At 28.1% G+C, this 20,851-nt stretch carries 22 protein-coding genes; 4 read left to right on the top strand and 18 right to left on the bottom strand.

What is annotated here, in order from left to right:
• Nucleotides 1-30: 30 nt before the first annotated feature.
• On the bottom strand, nt 31-609 hold the full coding sequence (locus ACZ5TJ_RS05185) for a metallophosphoesterase family protein (protein ID WP_464201748.1): 579 nt from the start codon (nt 607-609) through the stop codon (nt 31-33).
• Between the two features lie 208 nt (nt 610-817).
• Between ACZ5TJ_RS05185 and ACZ5TJ_RS05180 the strand changes: the two genes are divergently transcribed.
• On the top strand, nt 818-1,681 hold the full coding sequence (locus ACZ5TJ_RS05180; protein WP_464201747.1) for a Cof-type HAD-IIB family hydrolase: 864 nt from the start codon (nt 818-820) through the stop codon (nt 1,679-1,681).
• A gap of 42 nt (nt 1,682-1,723) precedes the next feature.
• Here ACZ5TJ_RS05180 and ACZ5TJ_RS05175 read toward each other — a convergent pair whose 3' ends face one another.
• The 3 genes from ACZ5TJ_RS05175 to ACZ5TJ_RS05165 all read right to left on the bottom strand — a co-directional run bounded on the left by ACZ5TJ_RS05175 (nt 1,724) and on the right by ACZ5TJ_RS05165 (nt 3,909).
• On the bottom strand, nt 1,724-2,590 hold the full coding sequence (locus tag ACZ5TJ_RS05175; RefSeq protein ID WP_045726033.1) for a tRNA 2-thiocytidine biosynthesis TtcA family protein: 867 nt from the start codon (nt 2,588-2,590) through the stop codon (nt 1,724-1,726).
• An 83-nt stretch (nt 2,591-2,673) separates the two neighbouring features.
• On the bottom strand, nt 2,674-3,240 hold the full coding sequence (locus ACZ5TJ_RS05170; protein ID WP_045726032.1) for a DUF3867 family protein: 567 nt from the start codon (nt 3,238-3,240) through the stop codon (nt 2,674-2,676).
• A gap of 198 nt (nt 3,241-3,438) precedes the next feature.
• Nucleotides 3,439-3,909 (bottom strand): hypothetical protein, encoded by a 471-nt coding sequence (locus ACZ5TJ_RS05165; protein ID WP_464201746.1) that lies wholly within the window; start codon nt 3,907-3,909, stop codon nt 3,439-3,441.
• A gap of 171 nt (nt 3,910-4,080) precedes the next feature.
• Here ACZ5TJ_RS05165 and ACZ5TJ_RS05160 point away from each other — a divergent pair, with 171 nt between their 5' ends.
• Nucleotides 4,081-4,251 carry a hypothetical protein gene (locus tag ACZ5TJ_RS05160; protein WP_464201745.1) on the top strand — a complete coding sequence of 57 codons (171 nt, stop codon included), beginning with the start codon at nt 4,081-4,083 and terminating at the stop codon, nt 4,249-4,251.
• Between the two features lie 40 nt (nt 4,252-4,291).
• Here the strand turns inward: ACZ5TJ_RS05160 and ACZ5TJ_RS05155 are convergent, their stop codons facing one another.
• Nucleotides 4,292-4,918, bottom strand: a complete 627-nt coding sequence (locus ACZ5TJ_RS05155) for a LysE family translocator (RefSeq protein ID WP_464201744.1) — start codon at nt 4,916-4,918, stop codon at nt 4,292-4,294.
• Nucleotides 4,919-5,041: 123 nt separating this feature from the next.
• Here ACZ5TJ_RS05155 and ACZ5TJ_RS05150 point away from each other — a divergent pair, with 123 nt between their 5' ends.
• Entirely contained in the window at nt 5,042-6,064 is a 1,023-nt protein-coding gene (locus tag ACZ5TJ_RS05150; RefSeq protein WP_464198879.1) for an IS6 family transposase, read from the top strand.
• A gap of 158 nt (nt 6,065-6,222) precedes the next feature.
• Here the strand turns inward: ACZ5TJ_RS05150 and ACZ5TJ_RS05145 are convergent, their stop codons facing one another.
• From ACZ5TJ_RS05145 to ACZ5TJ_RS05095, 11 genes are all read right to left on the bottom strand, one after another.
• A complete protein-coding gene (locus tag ACZ5TJ_RS05145) occupies nt 6,223-6,966 on the bottom strand; it encodes a sirohydrochlorin cobaltochelatase (RefSeq protein ID WP_464201743.1) in 744 nt (247 codons plus the stop codon).
• Nucleotides 6,966-8,252 (bottom strand): glutamate-1-semialdehyde 2,1-aminomutase, encoded by a 1,287-nt coding sequence (gene hemL, locus ACZ5TJ_RS05140; protein WP_464201742.1) that lies wholly within the window; start codon nt 8,250-8,252, stop codon nt 6,966-6,968. The genes ACZ5TJ_RS05145 and hemL overlap by 1 nt, the downstream gene beginning before the upstream one ends.
• 14 nt (nt 8,253-8,266) lie before the next feature.
• A complete protein-coding gene (gene hemB / locus ACZ5TJ_RS05135) occupies nt 8,267-9,229 on the bottom strand; it encodes a porphobilinogen synthase (protein ID WP_039310792.1) in 963 nt (320 codons plus the stop codon).
• 8 nt (nt 9,230-9,237) lie between these two features.
• Complete coding sequence (gene cobA, locus ACZ5TJ_RS05130) at nt 9,238-10,707, bottom strand: uroporphyrinogen-III C-methyltransferase (RefSeq protein WP_464201741.1); 1,470 nt, start codon at nt 10,705-10,707, stop codon at nt 9,238-9,240.
• 15 nt (nt 10,708-10,722) lie between these two features.
• Entirely contained in the window at nt 10,723-11,592 is an 870-nt protein-coding gene (gene hemC, locus ACZ5TJ_RS05125) for a hydroxymethylbilane synthase (protein ID WP_081006170.1), read from the bottom strand.
• 16 nt (nt 11,593-11,608) lie between these two features.
• Nucleotides 11,609-12,283, bottom strand: coding sequence for an NAD(P)-dependent oxidoreductase (locus ACZ5TJ_RS05120; protein WP_464201740.1), 675 nt, complete (start codon nt 12,281-12,283; stop codon nt 11,609-11,611).
• Nucleotides 12,238-13,440 carry a glutamyl-tRNA reductase gene (hemA, locus tag ACZ5TJ_RS05115; RefSeq protein ID WP_464201739.1) on the bottom strand — a complete coding sequence of 401 codons (1,203 nt, stop codon included), beginning with the start codon at nt 13,438-13,440 and terminating at the stop codon, nt 12,238-12,240. Before hemA ends, ACZ5TJ_RS05120 begins: the two co-directional genes overlap by 46 nt.
• A gap of 247 nt (nt 13,441-13,687) precedes the next feature.
• Nucleotides 13,688-14,668 (bottom strand): sulfite reductase subunit C, encoded by a 981-nt coding sequence (gene asrC, locus ACZ5TJ_RS05110; RefSeq protein ID WP_464201738.1) that lies wholly within the window; start codon nt 14,666-14,668, stop codon nt 13,688-13,690.
• Nucleotides 14,669-14,681: 13 nt separating this feature from the next.
• Nucleotides 14,682-15,476 carry an anaerobic sulfite reductase subunit AsrB gene (asrB, locus tag ACZ5TJ_RS05105; RefSeq protein ID WP_039310808.1) on the bottom strand — a complete coding sequence of 265 codons (795 nt, stop codon included), beginning with the start codon at nt 15,474-15,476 and terminating at the stop codon, nt 14,682-14,684.
• On the bottom strand, nt 15,466-16,485 hold the full coding sequence (asrA, locus tag ACZ5TJ_RS05100) for an anaerobic sulfite reductase subunit AsrA (protein ID WP_054199371.1): 1,020 nt from the start codon (nt 16,483-16,485) through the stop codon (nt 15,466-15,468). The genes asrB and asrA overlap by 11 nt, the downstream gene beginning before the upstream one ends.
• Nucleotides 16,486-16,850: 365 nt before the next feature.
• Nucleotides 16,851-17,537, bottom strand: a complete 687-nt coding sequence (locus ACZ5TJ_RS05095; protein WP_039316523.1) for a Crp/Fnr family transcriptional regulator — start codon at nt 17,535-17,537, stop codon at nt 16,851-16,853.
• A 136-nt stretch (nt 17,538-17,673) separates the two neighbouring features.
• Between ACZ5TJ_RS05095 and ACZ5TJ_RS05090 the strand changes: the two genes are divergently transcribed.
• Nucleotides 17,674-18,315: an undecaprenyl diphosphate synthase family protein gene (locus ACZ5TJ_RS05090; RefSeq protein WP_464201736.1), complete on the top strand. Its 642-nt coding sequence runs from the start codon at nt 17,674-17,676 to the stop codon at nt 18,313-18,315.
• A gap of 45 nt (nt 18,316-18,360) precedes the next feature.
• Here ACZ5TJ_RS05090 and ACZ5TJ_RS05085 read toward each other — a convergent pair whose 3' ends face one another.
• Together ACZ5TJ_RS05085 and metA are read right to left on the bottom strand one after the other, a co-directional pair.
• Nucleotides 18,361-19,713 (bottom strand): sodium-dependent transporter, encoded by a 1,353-nt coding sequence (locus ACZ5TJ_RS05085; RefSeq protein WP_464201735.1) that lies wholly within the window; start codon nt 19,711-19,713, stop codon nt 18,361-18,363.
• A gap of 170 nt (nt 19,714-19,883) precedes the next feature.
• Entirely contained in the window at nt 19,884-20,801 is a 918-nt protein-coding gene (gene metA / locus ACZ5TJ_RS05080) for a homoserine O-acetyltransferase MetA (protein WP_464201734.1), read from the bottom strand.
• Nucleotides 20,802-20,851 lie beyond the last annotated feature (50 nt).

Raw genomic sequence — 20,851 nt, 5'->3', positions numbered from 1 at the left:
TAGTTTATTTCTCTTACATTATAACATCATTTAATTATATTCCCAGTTTTTTATTTTCTTAAATTCTAAACTAAATTCACCTTCTTCAATAGTAATAATTGCAAAACTAATTTTGTTATCATAAGATAGTCCAAGAGAACCTGGATTTATCATTATCTTACCATCATAAAATGATAAATAACATTGATAGTGAGTATGACCAAATAATACATAATCCCACTCCCCTTCATAATCAGTTAAAAACTCAATTAAATCTCCTTCATTATATAGAAGAGGAATATCTATATTACTATTTTTCCTACTATGAACCATTAAAAACTTTTTATTAAAACATTCAAAAACTCTACTTAATGGAATGCTTTTTAAAAATCTTATATCATCATTTGTTAAATCATCCTTTAAAAATTCTAATTCTTTATCATGATTTCCACATACATTTATAAATCTTTTATCCTTTTTTATTATTCTAAGTGTTTCAATTGGATTAAGTCCCCCTAGAATGTCTCCTAAATTCAAAACAGTTTCTATTTTTTCTTTATTTATAAACTTAATAAAATAATCTAATGCTTTTAAATTCCCATGTAAATCAGATATAACAGCTATCTTCATTATATTCACCTCTTTCATACTTAATATACTTTTATTATATCAATTAAATTTATCATTATTATACATACTAAACTTCTAATTTCTACCGTTTTTTAAAATATAATTCATTTAATAATTAAAATCTTATTTTATTATCTATTATTTGTATACTTTTCATTATTTTTCTAGTACAATAAATACGCATACTATTATATTTGTGGAGGTATTTATGAGATTAATTGCAACTGATTTAGATGGTACTTTATTAAATTCAAATAATAAAATAAGCAAAGAAAATGTACTTGCTATATTAAATGCACAAAAAAAAGGGGTAGACGTAATAATTTCAACTGGAAGAACTTATAAAAATGTATTAAATTTACTTAAAGGTACTGGAATTAAAGCCCCATATATAATTTCAAATAATGGTTCTCAAATACATAACTGTACTGGGAATACATTAAAAACTTTTACACTATCGAAAGAATGTCTAAAAAAAATACTACCCTATCTTCACTATAGCAATTATTATTATTGTATTTCAACTAGTAACTATATGTTTGAAGCTGGTCGTGATAAACTAATTTATGATTTTTTTAGAGCAAAAGAAAAAAATCCAAGCTTAAATGAATCTGATTTAGATGATCTTCTTCATATTTTCTATGGATCACAAAATGGTATTAAGGTTAAAGAAGTTACAAATTTAGAAGATATATATTCAATGGATTGTTATAGCGTGTCTGTTATATCTTTTGATAATGATATTCTTCTATCTGGTAGATCTGCACTTAAAGATATGGCTGGAATCACAATTGTTTCATCTTCTAAAAATAATTTTGAAATATTAAATAGCGAATCTTCTAAAGGAAATGCAATTGAATTTATTGCGAATTCCTTAAATATACCTTTAGATGATGTTATGGCAATTGGAGATAATTTTAATGATATTTCTATGTTTGAAAAAGTTAAATATAGTGTTGCAATGGGAAATGCAGAAGAAGATGTTAAAAAGGTATGTAAATTTATTACTCTAAAAAATGATGATAATGGTGTAGCTCATGCTATAAATGAGCATTTAAAAAATCTTGCATAAATTATTATAAAAAAGGAGCATATTTTCTATGCTCCTTTAAAATTATTCTTCATCATAAAAATCTAAGTAAGAATGCTTAACGCCTTTCTTTTCCCATCCTAGTATAGAATCCATACATACATTTTCTGCCGCTTTAAATATTGATTTATCAACACCACTGAAGTTTTCTTTAAGATTTTTTATTAATTCTTTTATTTCAAATCTCTTATTACCAACTTTCTTAGCTGCAACCATACATGCACAGTTTAATGGCCATATACCACTATAATTGATAAATCTCTTTATGTACTCTTCCTCTATTAAATACATTGGTCTTATAAGTTCAAGTCCTTCAAAGTTAGCAGATTTAAGTTTTGGAAGCATTGTCTTGAAGTTACCTGCATATAGAATATTTAAAAGAGTTGTTTCTATTACATCATTGTAATGATGTCCTAATGCTAACTTATTACATCCAAGTTCTTGTGCTTTAGCATAAAGAGAACCTCTTCTCATTCTAGCACAAAGATAACATGGATAATCACTAGCTTTTTCATCTATAACTTTAAATATTCCTGATTCATAAAGATGTATTGGTATATTTAAGTGTTTACAATTTTCTATTAATAATTCTCTTATTTGTTCATGATAACCTGGGTCCATTGCTATAAATTCTAAATCGAATTTTATTTGGCCGTGCTTTTGAAGTTCTTGGAATAATTTTGCCATTAGCATAGAATCTTTTCCGCCAGATATTGCTACTGCAATCTTATCTCCTTCTTCAATTAAATTATATTGCTTTACAGCCTTTATAAACTTAGTCCATATAGGTTTTCTATATCTTTTAACTATACTTCTTTCAATTTCTTCTAAAGGCTTTCTATCTTCTTCTGGTATAAGTCTTTGACAACCTTGTCCTGCTATACTACTCATTTTATCACCTCATTCATTTGACTATTATATCATTTTTTTATGTAAATTTAAAAGAGGCTTTTAAAAGAAAAAGCCTCATCATTTTAATAATTATATGTTTTTTTATTTTCACATATATTAACTTCTAAAGATTCTCCCTCAAACATCTTTTTATAGGAACATAAAAATTCATTTAACTCATTATCATTTAAATCTATGTTTTTATCACTTATTATAGTTACTATATTTTTATCTAATAGAATCTTTATTTTATTTGTTTCATTTTCTATAAAATATTCTTCCACAGTTTTTCCAATCAATTTATTATTATATTTTTCTTTAAAAGATATTTTCTTTCTAACTTTTTCGTAATTTTCAGCTTTATCATTTAAATCTAAATTTACACCCATTTGTTTTAAACTATCTTCCATTGATGAAGGATCAAAACCATATCTCTCCATTATTTTCTTTTGTATTTCAAACAGCTTCTTTTCTGAAATGTTATTTTTCGCCATATATTCTGATAAATTTTTAGAAAAATCACTAAAGCTCATTTCACCAGTTTGAGTTTTATAAAATAAATCATACATATAACTTTCGAATTTATCTATATCTTTTTCATTCACTCTATTTTTTATTTCATTAAAATCAATTATTCTATCATCACCCATGTTTTTCTAACTCCTCTCCTAACTTTATGTTCCCTTATCGATATTATATAACAAATTACTTAATCAAAAAAGTAATATTCTATTAAGTAAACTTAAGCTTTAATTAATAATTAAAAGACTATATAGAAATTTACTAATCTATATAGCCTTTAGTATTTTATAATTTAAATTATTTTATTAAAATTAAAAAAATCTTCTTTATTGTACTTTCACTTTCTTAGTTACGCATCTATATAAGTTCCATTGACCATAAAGTCCTATTAAGTATATTAAAATATTAGCATTTATAAGTGCTGGGACTATACCAACTATTAAAGATAAAGAACCTATTAATATAGGTAAAAAGCTAGCATTATATCTATCACATATGTTTTTATACATATATATTGAGTATGCAGTATATATTACCATAGAAATATTTCTTATCATTCCAGTAAAGATCATTGCCAAAACAAAAGGTATTATAAATAACATATTTCCTTTTCCAAGTTTTATAGTCATATATGCATTTCCAATCGGAATCCAAGCAAGCCATGGTTTATCGTCACCTTCAGCTTTTGCTACATTATATAACGCTAATGATGTAATAATATAATTTATTATTGTACATACTGTTATTAACAATAATATGCCTGAAAATATAGCAACTCCATTATTTAAATTTTCCATACAAAACCCCTCCATTTATACATCGAATTAGTATATATATTACCATACAACTACTATTTTTGTCTTTATTTCGGTAATACTTTTTCTATTTTATGAATTTCTTGAATATTTTTTAAGAATAACTCTTATTTATATGTACAAAATAATTAGTATAGTAAGGAGGTATGTATTATGACTCATAAAAAACATAAAAAAGCTTGCTCAAACTCTTGCCCAAATTGTACATGTCATTCATCAAAGGAACCAAATGACGGAACTTTCATAGAGAAAAATCCACATGATAGTTTTTCCGCAGAAGGAACTGTTAGATATGGTGAAGAAACGGATGTAGATGATATATAAAAAGTAAAGGTAATCTATATTTTATAGATTACCTTTACTTTTACTTAGATGATAGTGCTATATTTACTCCAATAAAAGCATAAACAAACGCTTTTACTAAATTAAATTTAGATGTAATTTTATTATTTTTATTAAATATTTTTTCTTTTATTTTATAAGAAAAAATCGATATTAGAGTGAATATCAAAAAGGCTTGCACCATAAATATTACTCCTAGTATCATCATTTGTAATGTTACATTCATTCCATTATTATCTACAAATTGTGGAAGTAATGCTAAGAAAAATAATGCAACCTTAGGATTTAATAAATTCATAGTTATACCTTTTTTATATAGTTTTGAATATATTAGATTCTCTTGTTTTTCTGAAAGAAAACTTTCTTCCTTACTTGTAAGTTCCTTAAATGCTAAATAAATTAAATATGATGCACCTAAAATTTTAATAATATTAAAAACTTTAGTCGAACTATATAGTATTCCTGATATTCCAAGTGCTGCTGCCATTGTATGAATAAATATACCGCTACAAAGCCCCATAGCCGTAAATATTCCAGCTTTTTTATCTTGTGTTATACTTTGAGTCATTACATATAATATATCTGGACCTGGTGCTAAAGTTAAAACTATAGCTGCTGATAAAAATGATATTATAGTAACTAATTCCATAAAAAGCCCCCTTTTATTTAATTACGATCTGTTAAGTTATATGAACATTGATTCTCTCAACCTTAGGAAATACAATAAGTTTGCAAAGACTAAATTACCCCCTAGAAAAGGAGAGAGAAAACAATGAACAAAACAAATATTAGATGCCCTCGTTGTCACTCTAATAAACTATATAAATTTGGTTTTGACAAACAGGCTAATCAAAAATATCAATGTAAAAAATGTAAGCGCCAATTCATCGCTAGCGATGGTGATGGAGTTCCTAAAATGAAGTATCCTAAGTGTCCAAAGTGTGATAAAGGAACTTATTTACATCATTCTTACAAACACTATAATAGATATAAATGTAATAATAAAAAATGTAATCATATTATTGTGCAACATCATAATTTTAATATTGATTCACCATCTAGCGAAGCTATTACCGGGGCCCTTTCTATGAAAGGAATGCGATTCCCATTACAAATTATTATTACAGCACTAACATTATATTACTTGAACAATACATCAACTAGAGCTATATCTCAATTTCTTATGAACACCTTTAATATAAAAGTGTCTCATGTAACTATCGCTAACTGGAGCAATAAATTTGCTCCATACTTTAAACTCAAAGCAGATAACTTTAAACAACAAGTAGATTTGCAATCTGACGATTGGCACGCTGATGAGACTGTTGTTTTTATTAACGGAGTAAAACATTATTTATGGTTAGTTATAGACTCTGAAACGCGATTTATAATATCTTTTCATTTAAGTAGATATAGAAATGAAAGCTCTGCTTTTTCTCTGATCAATGAAGCTAAAAAATATGGTTCACCCTCTAACCTAATTACAGATAGATGGCCAGCTTATAACGAAGCGATAGCTACGCTATTACCGGAAACAAAACATGTACCAGTTAAGCCAATGTCTAGTGATATAAATAATAATCTTATAGAATCTTTTAATAAGACTTTTAAAGCTTGGTATAAGTCCAAAAAAGGATTTAACTCATTTGAAAAAGCTAATAATCTTATTTTTATGTTTATATTTCACTATAATTTTATAAGAATTCATGGGTCGTTAAATAACCTTACTCCCGCTGAAGTCGCTGGCTTCTCTAGTGATAATTTATCTAGGCAATCTTGGTTTATAGCTGCTTAATTTATTAAGAATATCTTTGATTAACCTGCTTGAAAAATTATATTTTGCAGGTTTATTTGCCATGCGCAAATATAGTCAAACTTATATAATTTTCAAAGAACGAGAAAATCTATGATTTATTAAGCTATTTTTTCATAACAACTTAACAGATTCTTTAATTAATCTTTTATTATACTATCAATATTTTTCATCATAAGCTTTCTAAATGATTCATCTTCCCCAAGTGCTTTATCTAGTACTTCAGCTTTAATATTATTTTTCTTAAGTTTACTAAAGAAACTTTCATCATTATCTAAAATAATATCTTTTGTAAAATGATATCCCTTAGTAAGAAGAATAGGTATTATTAATATACTTTCTATTCCATCTTCTTTTATATCATTAATTAATTCATCTATATTATCTTTTTCATTTGTTGATGACACATAGTGCTTCTTTCCACTATCTAATATTTTATCTTCTATAAATTTTTTATCTAATGATTCATTAGAATTTCTACTTCCATGACAGATAAATAATATATTTTTTGGTATTTTAAAATAATCATCAAGTATATCTTTATTTTCCTCAAAAATAGGCTTTAAATATTTTAATGTTTTGAATGAATCTTTATAAGAATTAGATATTTTTTCTACTTTAGAGTATTCTAGACCTCTTGAAAAATATAAAGGAATAATATAAACTTCCTCATACTTATTTTCTTTTAAGCTATTTAACGTGTCTTCATAACTTTTTATTTTGTTATTAAATCTTTTTAATATTCTTTCACTAGTTAGAGCAAAATAATAATCAAATTCTTTTCCATACTTTTTTTCAGCATCTTCTTTAAAAGGAAGAAGATATTTTTTAAAATCTTCTTCCTTTGCTGTTCCAAAAGCTACAAATACAATAGCCTTTTTCATTATTTACTTTCCTTTTTTAAGAATTCTTCGAAAGCTTCTAAGAATTTATCGATATGATTAGTAGTATGCTTAGTTGATAAGAATAATGCTTCAAATTGTGATGGTGGTAAGTTAAATCCAGCATCTAACATGTGTAAGAAATATCTTTTAAATCTCTTTTCATCACACTTTTTAACGTCATCATAGCAATCTATTTTGTTTCCATCTGTAAAGAATATTGTCATCATTCCGCCTACTCTATTTAATACAACATGTACTCCGTACTTATTAGATAATTCATAAACTCCATCTTCTAGTTTTTTACCTAAAGTTTCTATATGGTCATAAACACTTAAATCTTCTTTAAGCTTAGTTAATGTTTTATATCCAGCTGCCATAACTATTGGGTTTCCTGACATTGTTCCAGCTTGATATACTCCACCAAGTGGTGATAAACATTCCATAATTTCTTTCTTACCACCATATGCACCGCATGGAAGTCCTCCACCCATTATCTTTGCATAAGTAACTAAATCTGGCTTTTCGTCAAATAAACTTTGAGCTCCTTTAAATGCAACTCTAAATCCACTCATAACTTCATCAAATATTAAAAGTGAACCATATTCATCACATAATCTTCTTAAAGTCTTTATGAAACTATCTTTAGCTTTTATAACACCCATATTACCTGCAACTGGTTCTATAATAACTGCTGCTATATCATTTCCATGTTCTTTAAATAACTTTTCCATGTTTTCTTCGTCATTATATATTCCAACTAAAGTATTCTTTATTGCTTCTTCTGGAACTCCAAGTGAACCTGGTATTCCTTCTGTTAATACACCTGAACCTGCTTCTACTAAGAAACCATCGAAATGTCCATGATAACATCCTGCAAATTTAACTATTTTATTTCTCTTAGTATATCCTCTTGCAAGTTTTATAGCACTCATTGTAGCTTCCGTACCTGAGTTAACCATTCTCACCATATCTACTGTATCTAAGTTTTCACACATAAATTTACTCATTTTAAGTTCTAATTCAGTTGGTGCACCAAAGGCTAAAGCGATTTCTGTTTCATCTTTTATAGCTTTTACTACATCTTCATCACAGTGTCCAAGTATTAATGGTCCCCATGCTAATACAAAATCTATATATTCTTTGCCTTCTTCATCCTTTATTATTACACCTTTTCCACTTTTAATTATTGGAGGATTTATTCCCATTGATCCATATGATCTAACTGGGCTATTTACACCACCTGGCATATATTTTTTTGATTCATTAAAGATTTCCTCGTTTCTCATATAAATACCCCCTATTACTTTCTTAAAAGTTTTGAAGCTTCAAGTGCATGATAAGTTATTATTATATCAGCTCCAGCTCTTTTCATTGAAGTTAAAGTTTCAATTATTGTTCTTTCTTCATCTATAAGACCCATTTTTCCGGCTGCCTTTATCATTGCATATTCACCACTTACATTGTAAGCTGCAACTGGAAGATTAACTTCATTTCTAACATCTCTTACTATATCAAGATATGAAAGTGCAGGTTTTACCATAACTATATCAGCACCTTCTTCTATATCATACATAACTTCTCTAATTGCTTCTCTTCTATTTGCAGGATCCATTTGATATGTCTTTCTATCTCCAAATGAAGGAGCTGAATTTGCAGCTGCTCTAAATGGTCCGTAATATGCAGAACAGTATTTTGCAGAATAACTCATAATTGATACATTTTTATATCCTGCATTATCAAGAGCTTCTCTTATTCTTAAAACTCTACCATCCATCATATCTGATGGTGCTATCATTTGTGATCCAGCTTTTGCATGAGAAACCGCTATCTTACATAAGTAATCTAATGTTTCATCATTATCAACATCTCCATCATGGATTATTCCACAATGACCATGATCTGTATATTCACACATACATACATCTGTACTTACTATTAATTTATCTGTTATTTCTCTTATTCTTCTAGTAGCTCTTTGAACTATTCCGTTATCTGCATAAGCTTCGCTTCCACAGCAGTCTTTATGATCTGGAATACCAAATAACATTATTCCTTTAATGCCAAGACTAACAGTTTCTTCTATTATTTCATCAAGCATATCTACTGAATAATGATATACTCCTGGTAATGATTCTATTTCACGTTTTATTCCTTCACCTTCAACAACAAATATAGGTAAAATGAAGTCTGACGGAGTCAGTACTGTTTCTCTAACTAAATCCCTTACACATTCATTTGTTCTTAATCTTCTTCCTCTTCTCATAACTTAAGTTACACTTCCTTTAACATTTCTAAAACTTCACTTATAAAACCATCTTCTGAATGTTCTTTGCAAACTAAGGCATCAATGCCTTTATCATTAAGAGCTTTTAAAGTTATAGGTCCTATAGCAACACATTGTTTTTGTTTTAATTTATCTAATGAAACCATCTCTATCATATTATTAACCGTTGATGGACTAGTAAATAATATTATATCTACTTCCTCAAAAGCTTTTTCATTTTTTAGAGTGCCTTCTACTACATCGTATATATTTACTCTATCAACATTTTGTGTAATTTTTGAAATTTCATCCTTTAAGAAATTTCTACCTTTTTCTGAAGATAAGATAAGTACTTTATCATTTTCTTTAATATCATCTTTTATTTCTTTAAATAAACCTTCAGCAACAAATTCTTTTCCCATTTTTGCTGCGATAATACCTCTATTTTTAAGAGCCTTTTTAGTTGCTTTACCAACTACTGAGAAGTCTGCTTTAATATTTCTTATATCTATTTCATTTTGAATTAAATAATCAAAGAATATATTAACTCCATTTACTGAACTTAAAATAATGTGATCATAAGTTTCTAATTTATCTTTATATAAATCTAAAGCTGCACTCTTATTTTCTACTTTAATTGAATTTATTTCAGTAACTTCTGCTCCTAAATTTTTTAATTTTTCTTTAATTCCTTTTGATTGTTCTTTAGAACGAGTTATGCATATATTTTTACCGAATAAAGGTTTATTTTCATACCATGAAAGTGATTCTGAAAGTTTTACAACATCACCTATAACTATTATACATGGAGATTTAAGCTTAGCTTCCCTTGCTTTATCACTTATATTTTCTAATGTTCCAATCACTTTCTTTTGTTTACTTGAAGTTCCTCTCATTACAACAGCTGCTGGAGTATTTATATCTTTTCCGTTTTTTATAAGTTCCTCACATATTGAATCAATATTAGAAAGAGCCATCATAAATACTAATGTTCCATGTTCTTTAGCTAATGCATTAAAGTTAACATTTAAATCCTTAGCTGACATTCCAGTAACTATATGAAAGCTTTGTGCTATACCTCTATGAGTTATTGGAATACCTGCATAATTTAATACTGCAATTGGAGATGTTACTCCTGGTATTACTTCAAATTCTATATTTTCTTCTCTAAGAGCTAATACCTCTTCTCCGCCTCTTCCAAATACGTAAGGGTCTCCACCTTTAATTCTACCAACTATGTGTCCCTTTTTAGCAAGTTCCACTATACTCTTATTTATCTCTTCTTGAGTCTTATAATGTGCACCTGGCTCTTTTCCACAGTAGTAAATTTCACAATCATCATTTAAATAGTTAAGTATATTGTTTGATACTAGTCTATCATAAAGTACAGCTGTACATTCTTTTAAAACTCTTTTACCTTTTAAAGTTAATAATTCTTCATCCCCAGGTCCAGTACCTATTATATAAGCTTTGCTCATTTTATCCCTCCAAAATTACTTGTTTAATATTTTATCTGCTAGTTTCTTTCCTAATTTTTCACTTTCGAATCTATTTCCTGAAACCTCTGCTTTTACAACCTTTCCATCAACTAAAAACGTTCCTATCATATAAAGATCATCATCTTTAGTTTCTGAATAAACTCCTATCATACTATGACAGTCTCCATTTAAAGCTCTCATGAAACTTCTTTCTCCAAGTACTTCACACTTTACAATATCATTATTAAGTTCTTCTAATACATATTTATATTTAAAGTTTTCAAGACATTCTATTCCAAGTGCTCCTTGACCAACTGCTGGAATAAATATTTTAGGATCAAAATAATCAGTTATTATATGTTCCATATTTAATCTCTTAAGACCTGCAGCTGCAAGTATTATTCCATCCATATTTTCTTCTTCCATCTTTCTAAGTCTTGTTTGAACATTCCCTCTAATTGGTACTATATTAAGGTCTGGTCTTAATTCCTTAAGCATACATACTCTTCTTAAACTACTAGTTCCAATTGTTGCGCCTTCTTTTAGATCATTAAAATGTGTACCATCTCTTGAAATAAATACGTCTCTTACATCTTCCCTCTCTGGAACTGATACAAGTTCAAATCCTTCTGGAAGTTCATGAGGTACATCTTTCATACTATGAACTGCAATATCAGCTTTTCCATCTAACATTTTTTGTTCTATTTCTTTAACAAAAAGACCCTTACCACCTATTTTATCCAATGTTACATCAAGTCTTCTATCACCTTCTGTTACTACAAGTAACTTTTCTGAATCTACTTCTCTTGTCTTAAGTAGCTCCATAACTCTCTCAGCTTGCACCTGTGCTAATTTAGATTTTCTAGTCGCTATAACAAATTTCATCATTTCACCTCATCACTTAATCTTTAAATAGTTCATCAACTAATTCCTCTTCATAAAACATTTTTAAAAGAGTTTTTCCCATGCCTTTTTCTATTACATCTTTAAAATCATCACATACTATAAAATTAAGTATTTCTTTTTTCTTCTCTTTAAACTTTTTTGCGTTATTTCTTATAATCGATGTAGTTTCAATAAATTTATCATAAGATTTAAGTCTATCTTTAAAGTCATTAGACATCATCTTTAATGCTTTAGGATTTCCTTTTAAAGTATTAATCCCCATTATTCCTTCTTCACTTTTAATGTTTATGGGAACTGCCCCCATTCCATCCTTATAGTCTTTGCAATTTATATAAATCTTACATCTTTTATCACAATGTTTTTTGACTTCGTTTATTTTTTCACTATCATCTATAGCAAGAATTACTATATGACAATCATTTAGTAAACTTTCATCATATTCACCTTTAATAATATGTAATCTATTAGATTGTAGGTTATTAAAATCTTCTAAAAATTCCTTAGCCACAATAGTTACATTGCAACCACCATTTAAAAATGTTTTTGTCTTAATAAGTGATGCTTCTCCTCCACCAATTATTAATACATTTATTTTATTAGATAATAAAGAGAGCATAATATATTCTAATTGTTCTTCTCTATGAATATTTTCTCCAGAATCCTTATACATTCCTCTCCACATCCTTTTACTGTCTCTTCCTTTAAGACATCAATAGCTCTATTTACATATGCATCAGAAACACTTTTCATAAGAGTATTTACAAGTCTATCGTCCTTACCCTCTTTATTTTTAAATGTTTCATATCTTTTTTCATATATACTTTTACTATGCTTTTTAAACTCTTTTATGTAAGGAGTTATTTCTCTAAGTTTTCTCCAATTTCTATAATTATGTAAATATTCCTCTATTAAATAATAGAATTCGTACATTCTCTCTTTTCTTAAATCTTTATTTTCATCATCTACTTTACTTATTTCATCTATATTGTAGATAGTGACTCTTTCATAATTAGCTATACTTTCTTCAACATCACGTGGAAGAGCTAAATCAAATATAATAATATTTCTTCCATACTCATTTATTTCTTCCTTTGTTATAACTGTATGAGGTGCTGATGTACAAGATATTACAGCCTCCATATCATTTATATATTTTGCTCTTTCATTAAAACTAATTACTTTAATATTTTCTTGATCTTCATAATCTAAAGAATCTTTATTTCTAACCGCAATTATTATTTCATCTACATTGTGTGAAATTAGATGCTTAACAACAAGCTTTCCAACATCACCATGTCCTAACACCATAAATCTTCTGCAATTATTTCTTATTCCTTTATTTACTGCAATAGATGCAGATGAAACTGGTATTTCATAAAGCTTTGCTTCATTTCTAAACTTCTTTCCACAAGTTACTGCTTCTTGAAATAACCTTTGTAATTCTAAATTTACAGTTTTAAGGTCTAAAGCATTAAAGTATGCCTCTTTAACTTGACCTAAAATTTGATCTTCACCTAAAATCTTTGAATGAAATCCACATATAACTTTAAGTAAATGTTCTTCCGCTCTTTCCTCACTTATACAAAATATATATTCCCTTAAATCTTCTTCCCACTCTAACACATCAAAAATTTTTCTAACTGCTTCTTCTTCATTTAAGTCATGATTAAAATAAATTTCTGTTCTATTGCATGTACTTAAAATTACAACTTCTTTGAAATCTTCTTTTAACTTAATCATAGCTTTTTCTCTTTTAGTAGGCTTTATAGAGAATTTTTCTCTTATATCTAATGGAATATTCTTTTGTACTCCTAAAACTGATATCATCTTCTCACTCCATTAAAACTTCAAAGTTTTTAATTTTAATATATATTCTTTAAAAATATATACTAAATTTACCTATATAATTTTCAATACTATTATACATCATTTTGGAGAATAATATATTTTTAATTAATAAAATATCACCAAAGTATTTGCTTTTTTAATTTTAACGCAAACTTTGGTGATATTCAAATACTATTATTTTATATAAATTATATATTTATAATTATATAAAACCTAATATAAAATTTTAGTAATCTTGAGTGTTTGGATACTTAATTCCACTCCAATATACATTGTTTTTCATGATAACATCTTCTGGAAGTTCAACTCCATCTAAAGCCCATTTCTTCCATTCCATGAATCCTGTTCTATCTATAATATATCCAATGTGCTCTTTTCCGCCTGGAGCATCTTTTGCTATATATTCTTTAACGTATTTATAAGTGTTTTCTATTATTTTAACTATACTATCTTCATCAACCCATATTAAGAAGTCTTCTCCTATTCTTGGGTTCTTCTTACCTGTTCTACCCATGATAGCAAGTCTATAGTATTTCTTCTTACTTCTAGTCCATGCTCTTGTAGGACATGCCATAACGCATTCTCCACAACCGATACACTTGCTCTTATCTTTTTTAATCTTATAATTTTCAACACTTAATGCACCAGTTGCTTTCTTTTTACAAGCCTTAACACAAGCCATACAGCTTACGCATCTATATGGGTCATATTCAGTTCTTGTCATACCGATTATTCCAAAGTCATGCATTCTTGCTTTTATACAGTCATTTGGACATCCTGTTAATGCAATTTTAAAGTGTAAATCATTTGGGAATATTGCATCTTCTATTCTCTTTGCAAATTTTGTTGTATTGTAATTTGCAAAAGGACAAACATTATTACCTATACAAGCTGCGACGTTTCTTGTTCCAGCAGCTGAGTATCCTTCACCTGGTACTTCTTGATTTATTTCTAAACCTTCTATAATTGGTTGAAGCATTTCGTTAACTTCAGCTATGCATTCCATTTTTATGTCTGGAATTTCAAATCCTTGTCTAGTTGTTATATGAACAGTTCCGTTACCATATTTATCAGCTATTTCTTGAATCATTCCTAAATATTTTGCATCTAAATGTCCACCAGGAACTCTAACTCTTGAGGCAGTATATCCTCTTTTTTTAGTTACTCTGAAGGCATTTTTCTTAAGTTTTTTAGTATTTATATCCATTAAATTCACCTTCCTAATCTATTAAAAGTTTACCTTTTGTATAATTGAAAACTGGTCCATCTAAACAAATATAAGTGTCATCTATCTTACAGTGTCCACATTTTCCAAGTCCGCAACACATTTTTCTTTCTTGTGAAATCCATATGTTTTCTTCTTTAATTCCACGTTTTAAGAATTCTAAAACAGCAAACTTCATCATCATAGGTGGTCCTACAACTATAACTTGAACATTTTCCATATCTTCTATCTTAACATCTGGTATGTACTTAGTAACAAGTCCTACGTTTCCTTCATAACCTTCTTCTGCTGAGTCTACAGTTACTATAAGGTTACATTCATTTTTCCATGCTTTTAAATCTTCTTTAAATAACATATCTTTAGGGCTCTTGAATCCTGTGATTAATGTTAATCCCTTAGTTTCATCTGAGTTTTTAGCAAAGTGATTTACTACTCCTCTAACTGGTGAAAGACCTGTTCCCCCAGCTACAACTATTAATTCTTTACCTCTATAATTATTTACATCGAAACCATTTCCGTATGGTCCTCTCATAAATAATTTATCTCCAACGTAGTTTTTGAATATTTCGTTTGTAACTTTACCAACTCTTCTTATTGTTAAGTCAACAAAATTTTCTCCAATACCACTAACTGAAATTGGTGCTTCACCAAATCTTGGTATTGAAACTTCAAAGAATTGTCCAGGTTTTACGTCACCTTTAAATTCCATTCTGAAAGTATATTCTATATCAGTATGTTCTATTACTTCTAATATTTTTGAAGGAAATGGTATATAATCATTATTTATCATTTGAATTCACCTCGTCCATAGCGTCTTTTAATTTGTTTATACAACCTGCTACACTTATGTATTCTGGACATATGTCGTCACATCTTCCGCAACCAACGCACATATGATATCCGAATCTCTTCTTGTAGTCATAAACTTTATGCATAACTTTGAATCTCATCTTTTCTCCGTTAGCTCTTCTAAATTCATGGCCACCTGCCATAGTTGTATATCCAGGTACTTGACATGAAGCCCAAACTCTTCTTCTTTCTCCAACATTTTTGTTGTCGCTGTAGTAAATATCTTGCATTGTATAGCATGTACATGTTGGACATGCAAAGTTACATCTTCCACAAGCTATACATCTTTCTGAATATTCATCCCACATCTTTGATTTAAATACATCAATAGTTAAATTGTCTGGTATATTAACACTAACTTCATTTTCTTCTACGAACTCTGGAGTTACTTCCATTTCCATTTTAGCTACATCATTAAAGTATTCTTTTAATTCTTCGTCTTTTACATCTAAGTAAGCATATCCATCAGAAACTTTTAAATAAGCATCATACTCATCTGTCTTATTAGTTTCCATTGATACACAATAACAGCTTTCAAAGCTCTTATTACATCCGATAAGAACGAATTTAGCCTTTTCTCTAATCTTTTTGTAGTAAGGATCTTCAAATCCATTTCTTAAATAAATATCATCAAATCTCTTAACACCATGTAAATCACAGCTTCTTAAGAAAATAATTTGAGGCTTTTCATCTGTTTTTGGTTCTTTATATTCATCTTCTGTAAAGAATAATAAAGTTTGAGTTACAGGAAGTAATGCCTCCTTATATGAATAATCTGATTTTTTGTTAAATTCTATTTCTTCTACTGTTTTAACTTCTTCGTATCTTACAACATCTGTTTCTGAACATCTTCCAGCGCCTTCTACTACTTTAGGTGCTACTATCTTGTAACTTCCGTTTAGTTTTTCAAAAACGCTGTTTAAATCTTTAGTTCTAATTTTGAATCCCATAATTAACTCCTTTCTAGTTAACCTATCTGTTTTTTGAAATTAAATAATATGGGACTGCACTAAATAATACTTATTCTGAAACGTTATATAAGGTTATATATAACATCAAATGACAATCCTATAACAATCTTGTTTATAAGATAACATTTAATTCAATAACCTTTTAACTATAAATATAAGTATTATCCCAGATCCCATCAAAAGATCTGTAAGCATAGCAACTTAGGTAGTTATGCACTTTAACTGCTATTAAAGGAAGTTTTTTCTTCCAATTAATTCTGCTAATACTTTACTAAAATCTTCTCCATACATTGTTATTACTACCTAAGTATATTCTCCTTTTTTTATTGATTCTGTGATAATTATCACAATCCCTTAAAATAACTAGCTAGTTTATCTCTATCTTTAATAATTATCTTTTTTCTTTCTTTTCTTATAAGATTTTCCTTTTCCAAAATTTTAAGCGCTCTAGATATAGTTTCTCTTGGCATTCCAAACATATCTGACAGATATGCAACACTTATATTTAAATCTATTACTACTTCATCATTTTGTTTAACTCCATAATCTTTAGATAATTTCCAAAGCTTTGCTGCAAGCCTTTTTTCTATTTTTAGTGGAGTTGCATTTTTCATTTGTCTATAAAGTCTTCTAATTTTTAATGCCATCGAATTTAATATTATTTTTGTTAGTTCGAAATCTTCACTCATAATATTTATAAATCTCTTTTTATCAAAAGTCAGTATTTCTGCACTTTCAAAGATTTCACAATTAATCGAAGATTTCATATCTTCTAATATAACTTCATTTATTACTCCTTCTCCAAGAATAAAAATTACTTTTTTATGAGCAGCTTCATTAAGTTTATAAAGAGCTACTTTTCCGCTTAAGATAATATAAATACTACTTATTGTATCTTTATCTCTAAATATATGTTCTCCTTTTTTAAAGGCTACTTTATTTCCTATCTCTGATAATTTAAGTAATGTATCATTCCCTATATAATCAAATAATTTTACTTTCTTTAAGTCTTCTAAATTTATCAATACTATCACCTTACTTTTTTAATTCTTCTATACTATACTTTACATTCTATATAGAGTTCAACCATTTTTCTCATTTTCTATTGGATAATTTTTGTTTATTTGTAAATAATAAAAATATTCAAAGTTTTAGGAGGGAAAAAGTATGAGAATTCCAAATCATATAGGAATTATTCCGGATGGCAATAGACGTTATGCATCTTCACTAGGTTTATCTAAAGACAAAGGATATTCTTTAGGAATACTTCCTGGTCTTATTTTATTTAAACAATGTCAAAAGATAGGTGTAAAGGAATTAACTTTTTATGGTTTTACAGTAGATAATACTAAAAGACCAGCTGTTCAAAAAAATGCATTTATAGACGCATGTATAGAATCAGTTAAATTACTTTCTAAAGAAGATGCTGAGATCCTAGTTATAGGAAATAAAGATTCTAAAAACTTTCCTAAAGAACTTTTACCTTATACAACTCGAAAAAAATTTGGTAAAGGCGGAATGAAAGTTAATTTTCTAGTTAATTATGGTTGGCAATGGGATCTTTATTCTCTTAAAGAAAGTAAAGATTTAAACAAAAATATACCATCCTCTATACAATCTAATGATGTATCTCGTGTAGATTTAATAATTCGATGGGGAGGTAGAAGGAGGCTTAGTGGATTTTTACCTGTTCAGTCTGTTTATTCTGACTTTTATATAATTGATGATTTATGGCCAGACTTTAAAGAAAACCATCTATTTGAAGCCCTAAATTGGTATAATGAGCAAGATATTACCCTTGGTGGTTAATTTATAAATATAAAAAAAGGGACCGTATAAAACGGTTCCCAAAACTTATATAAAAGTTTTAATAAATACAACTAGCACAAGTGCTGGAGTTATGTATTTTACTAAGAATATTAAGAATTTAGCTAGTACCTCATTCTTTAATGTTCCGTTATTAGTTATTTGTGAAATATAAATTTTATTACTTACTACATGTCCCATAAGTATTGTTACTAATAAACCATTTATAGGTAGTAATACTTTAGATATAAGCGCATTAAAGAAATCAAAGAATGTTAAGCCAAATATAGTTACCCCTGCAAGTGGTGAATTAGCATTTGCAGATAATGCTGCTAATGAACCAAATATTGCTATTATAATTATATTTATTATTATTGCTTTTTTTCTTTCAATTTTAAATTGTTCTGATAATGTAGCTGTTAATACTTCAAGTATAGAAATAGTTGCCATTGTTGCTGCCATTGCAGTTAATAAGAAGAATACTACTCCAAGTATTGTTCCTCCTGGCATTTTTGAAAATATTAAAGGAACTGTATTAAATAATAGTCCTGGTCCGCTACCTGGTGCCTGTCCAAAAGAAAATACTGCTGGGAATATTGCAACCCCTGCAATTAATGAAACAAATGTATCTGCAATTGCTACAGATGCTCCTGTTTTTACTAAATTATTATCATCTGTAAAATAACTACTATATGTAACCATTGAACCAGTACCAACTGATAACTTAAAGAATGCTAATCCTAGTGCTGATATAAATACTTCAAAAGTTATTTTACTTAAGTCTGGTTTAAATAAGAACTCTACCCCTCCTAATGAATTAGGTAATGTAACACTTCTTAAAGCACAAAGTACTAATAAAACTATAAGAACTGGCATTAATGTTTTAGTCATTTTTTCAATACCGCTTTTAACACCCATTGCAAGTATAACACCTGCTACTACTAAAGCAACTATTTGCCAAATAATTGGGCCAAAAACTCCAGAACTTGCAGTATTAAACATAGCTTCTAAAGAACTAGCATCTGCACCATTAAATGCACCGCTTAATGCTTTAAATACATAAGAATATACCCATCCTGAAACTACAGTATAGAAAAATAACATAGAAAAAGATGCCATAACACCTATTATTCCAATAAGTTTAAAGAATTTTTTATCAGTTATACTTTCTACAGCACCATATATATTTTTTCTTGTATTTCTACCTAATACAAATTCACTAATTAATATTGGGATAGCTATTACAAGTACACATATTAAATACATTATAATAAATGTCGCTCCACCATTTTCTCCAACAATGTAAGGGAACATCCATATGTTACCTATTCCTACTGCTGAGCTTAATGTAGCAAAAAATACTGACAGTCCTGATGAAAACTTCTCTCTATTTTCTTCCATTTTCTTCACTCCATTACGTCAAATTTATTACTAGTTGATTATACACGCCTATATGTCATATTTTCAATCATTTTGTCATATTTTTTTACACTTTTAAAAAACTTTTTATTTCTATTCCATATACTGCAAAAAAAATACTGCAATCTTTTCCATATTGCAGTATAAAATATCTATTTAATTGAATTTATATCATATGGAGTATTTTGATAAACGCAGTAATTAAGCCAGTTTCCAAAGACTATATTAGCACTCCCTCTCCATCTTACTACTGGCTCACTATATATATCGTCATCTAAAAAATAATTTTTAGGAATTTCTATATTTAAACCCTTTTTAATATCCCTAAAGTATTCATTTTTTAAAGTATCTCTCTCATACTCTAAATGACCCGTTATAAAAATTTGTCTTAAATTCTTTGTTGCAATAATAAATACTCCTGCTTCATCAGATTCAGATAATATCTTAAGTTCATTAATTTTTAAAATATCCTCCTTAATAACTTCGCTATGCCTAGAATGTGGTGCATAATATATATCATCTAATCCTCTTACAAGCTCGTCTTTTTTATCATTTACATAATGCTTAAAGATTCCAAACATCTTTTTATTAAGCTCTCTTTTTCTAACTCCATAATGATAATATAAACCAGCCTGTGCACCCCAACATATATGAAGTGTTGAATGTACATTACTTTTACTCCATTTCATTATTTTTTTAAGTTCTTCCCAATATATCACTTCTTCGAATTCTAATTTTTCAACAGGCGCCCCAGTTATTATCATCCCATCGAATTTTTCATTTTTAATATCTTCAAAAAAACAGTAGAACTTTTCTAAATGTTCTTTAGATGTATTATTTGATTTATAGCTTTTAGTTTGAAGCAACGTTATTTCTACTTGTAATGGTGTATTTGAAAGATACCTCAAAAGTTGATTTTCTGCCTCTATTTTCATAGGCATTAAATTTAATATACATATTTTAAGTGGCCTAATATCTTGAGTATTTGCTCTTTTATTATTCATTACAAATATGTTTTCATCACTTAAAACTTTAAAAGCTGGTAACTCACATGGTATTCTAATCGGCATAAATTCACCCCCTTATTTTATTAAAACATATTTTTCCTTAAATGTAATTA

Source organism: Clostridium budayi (assembly GCF_055396605.1).
The sequence above is the reverse complement of the archived record's forward strand: the minus strand, read 5'-3'. Positions and strand labels throughout refer to the sequence as shown.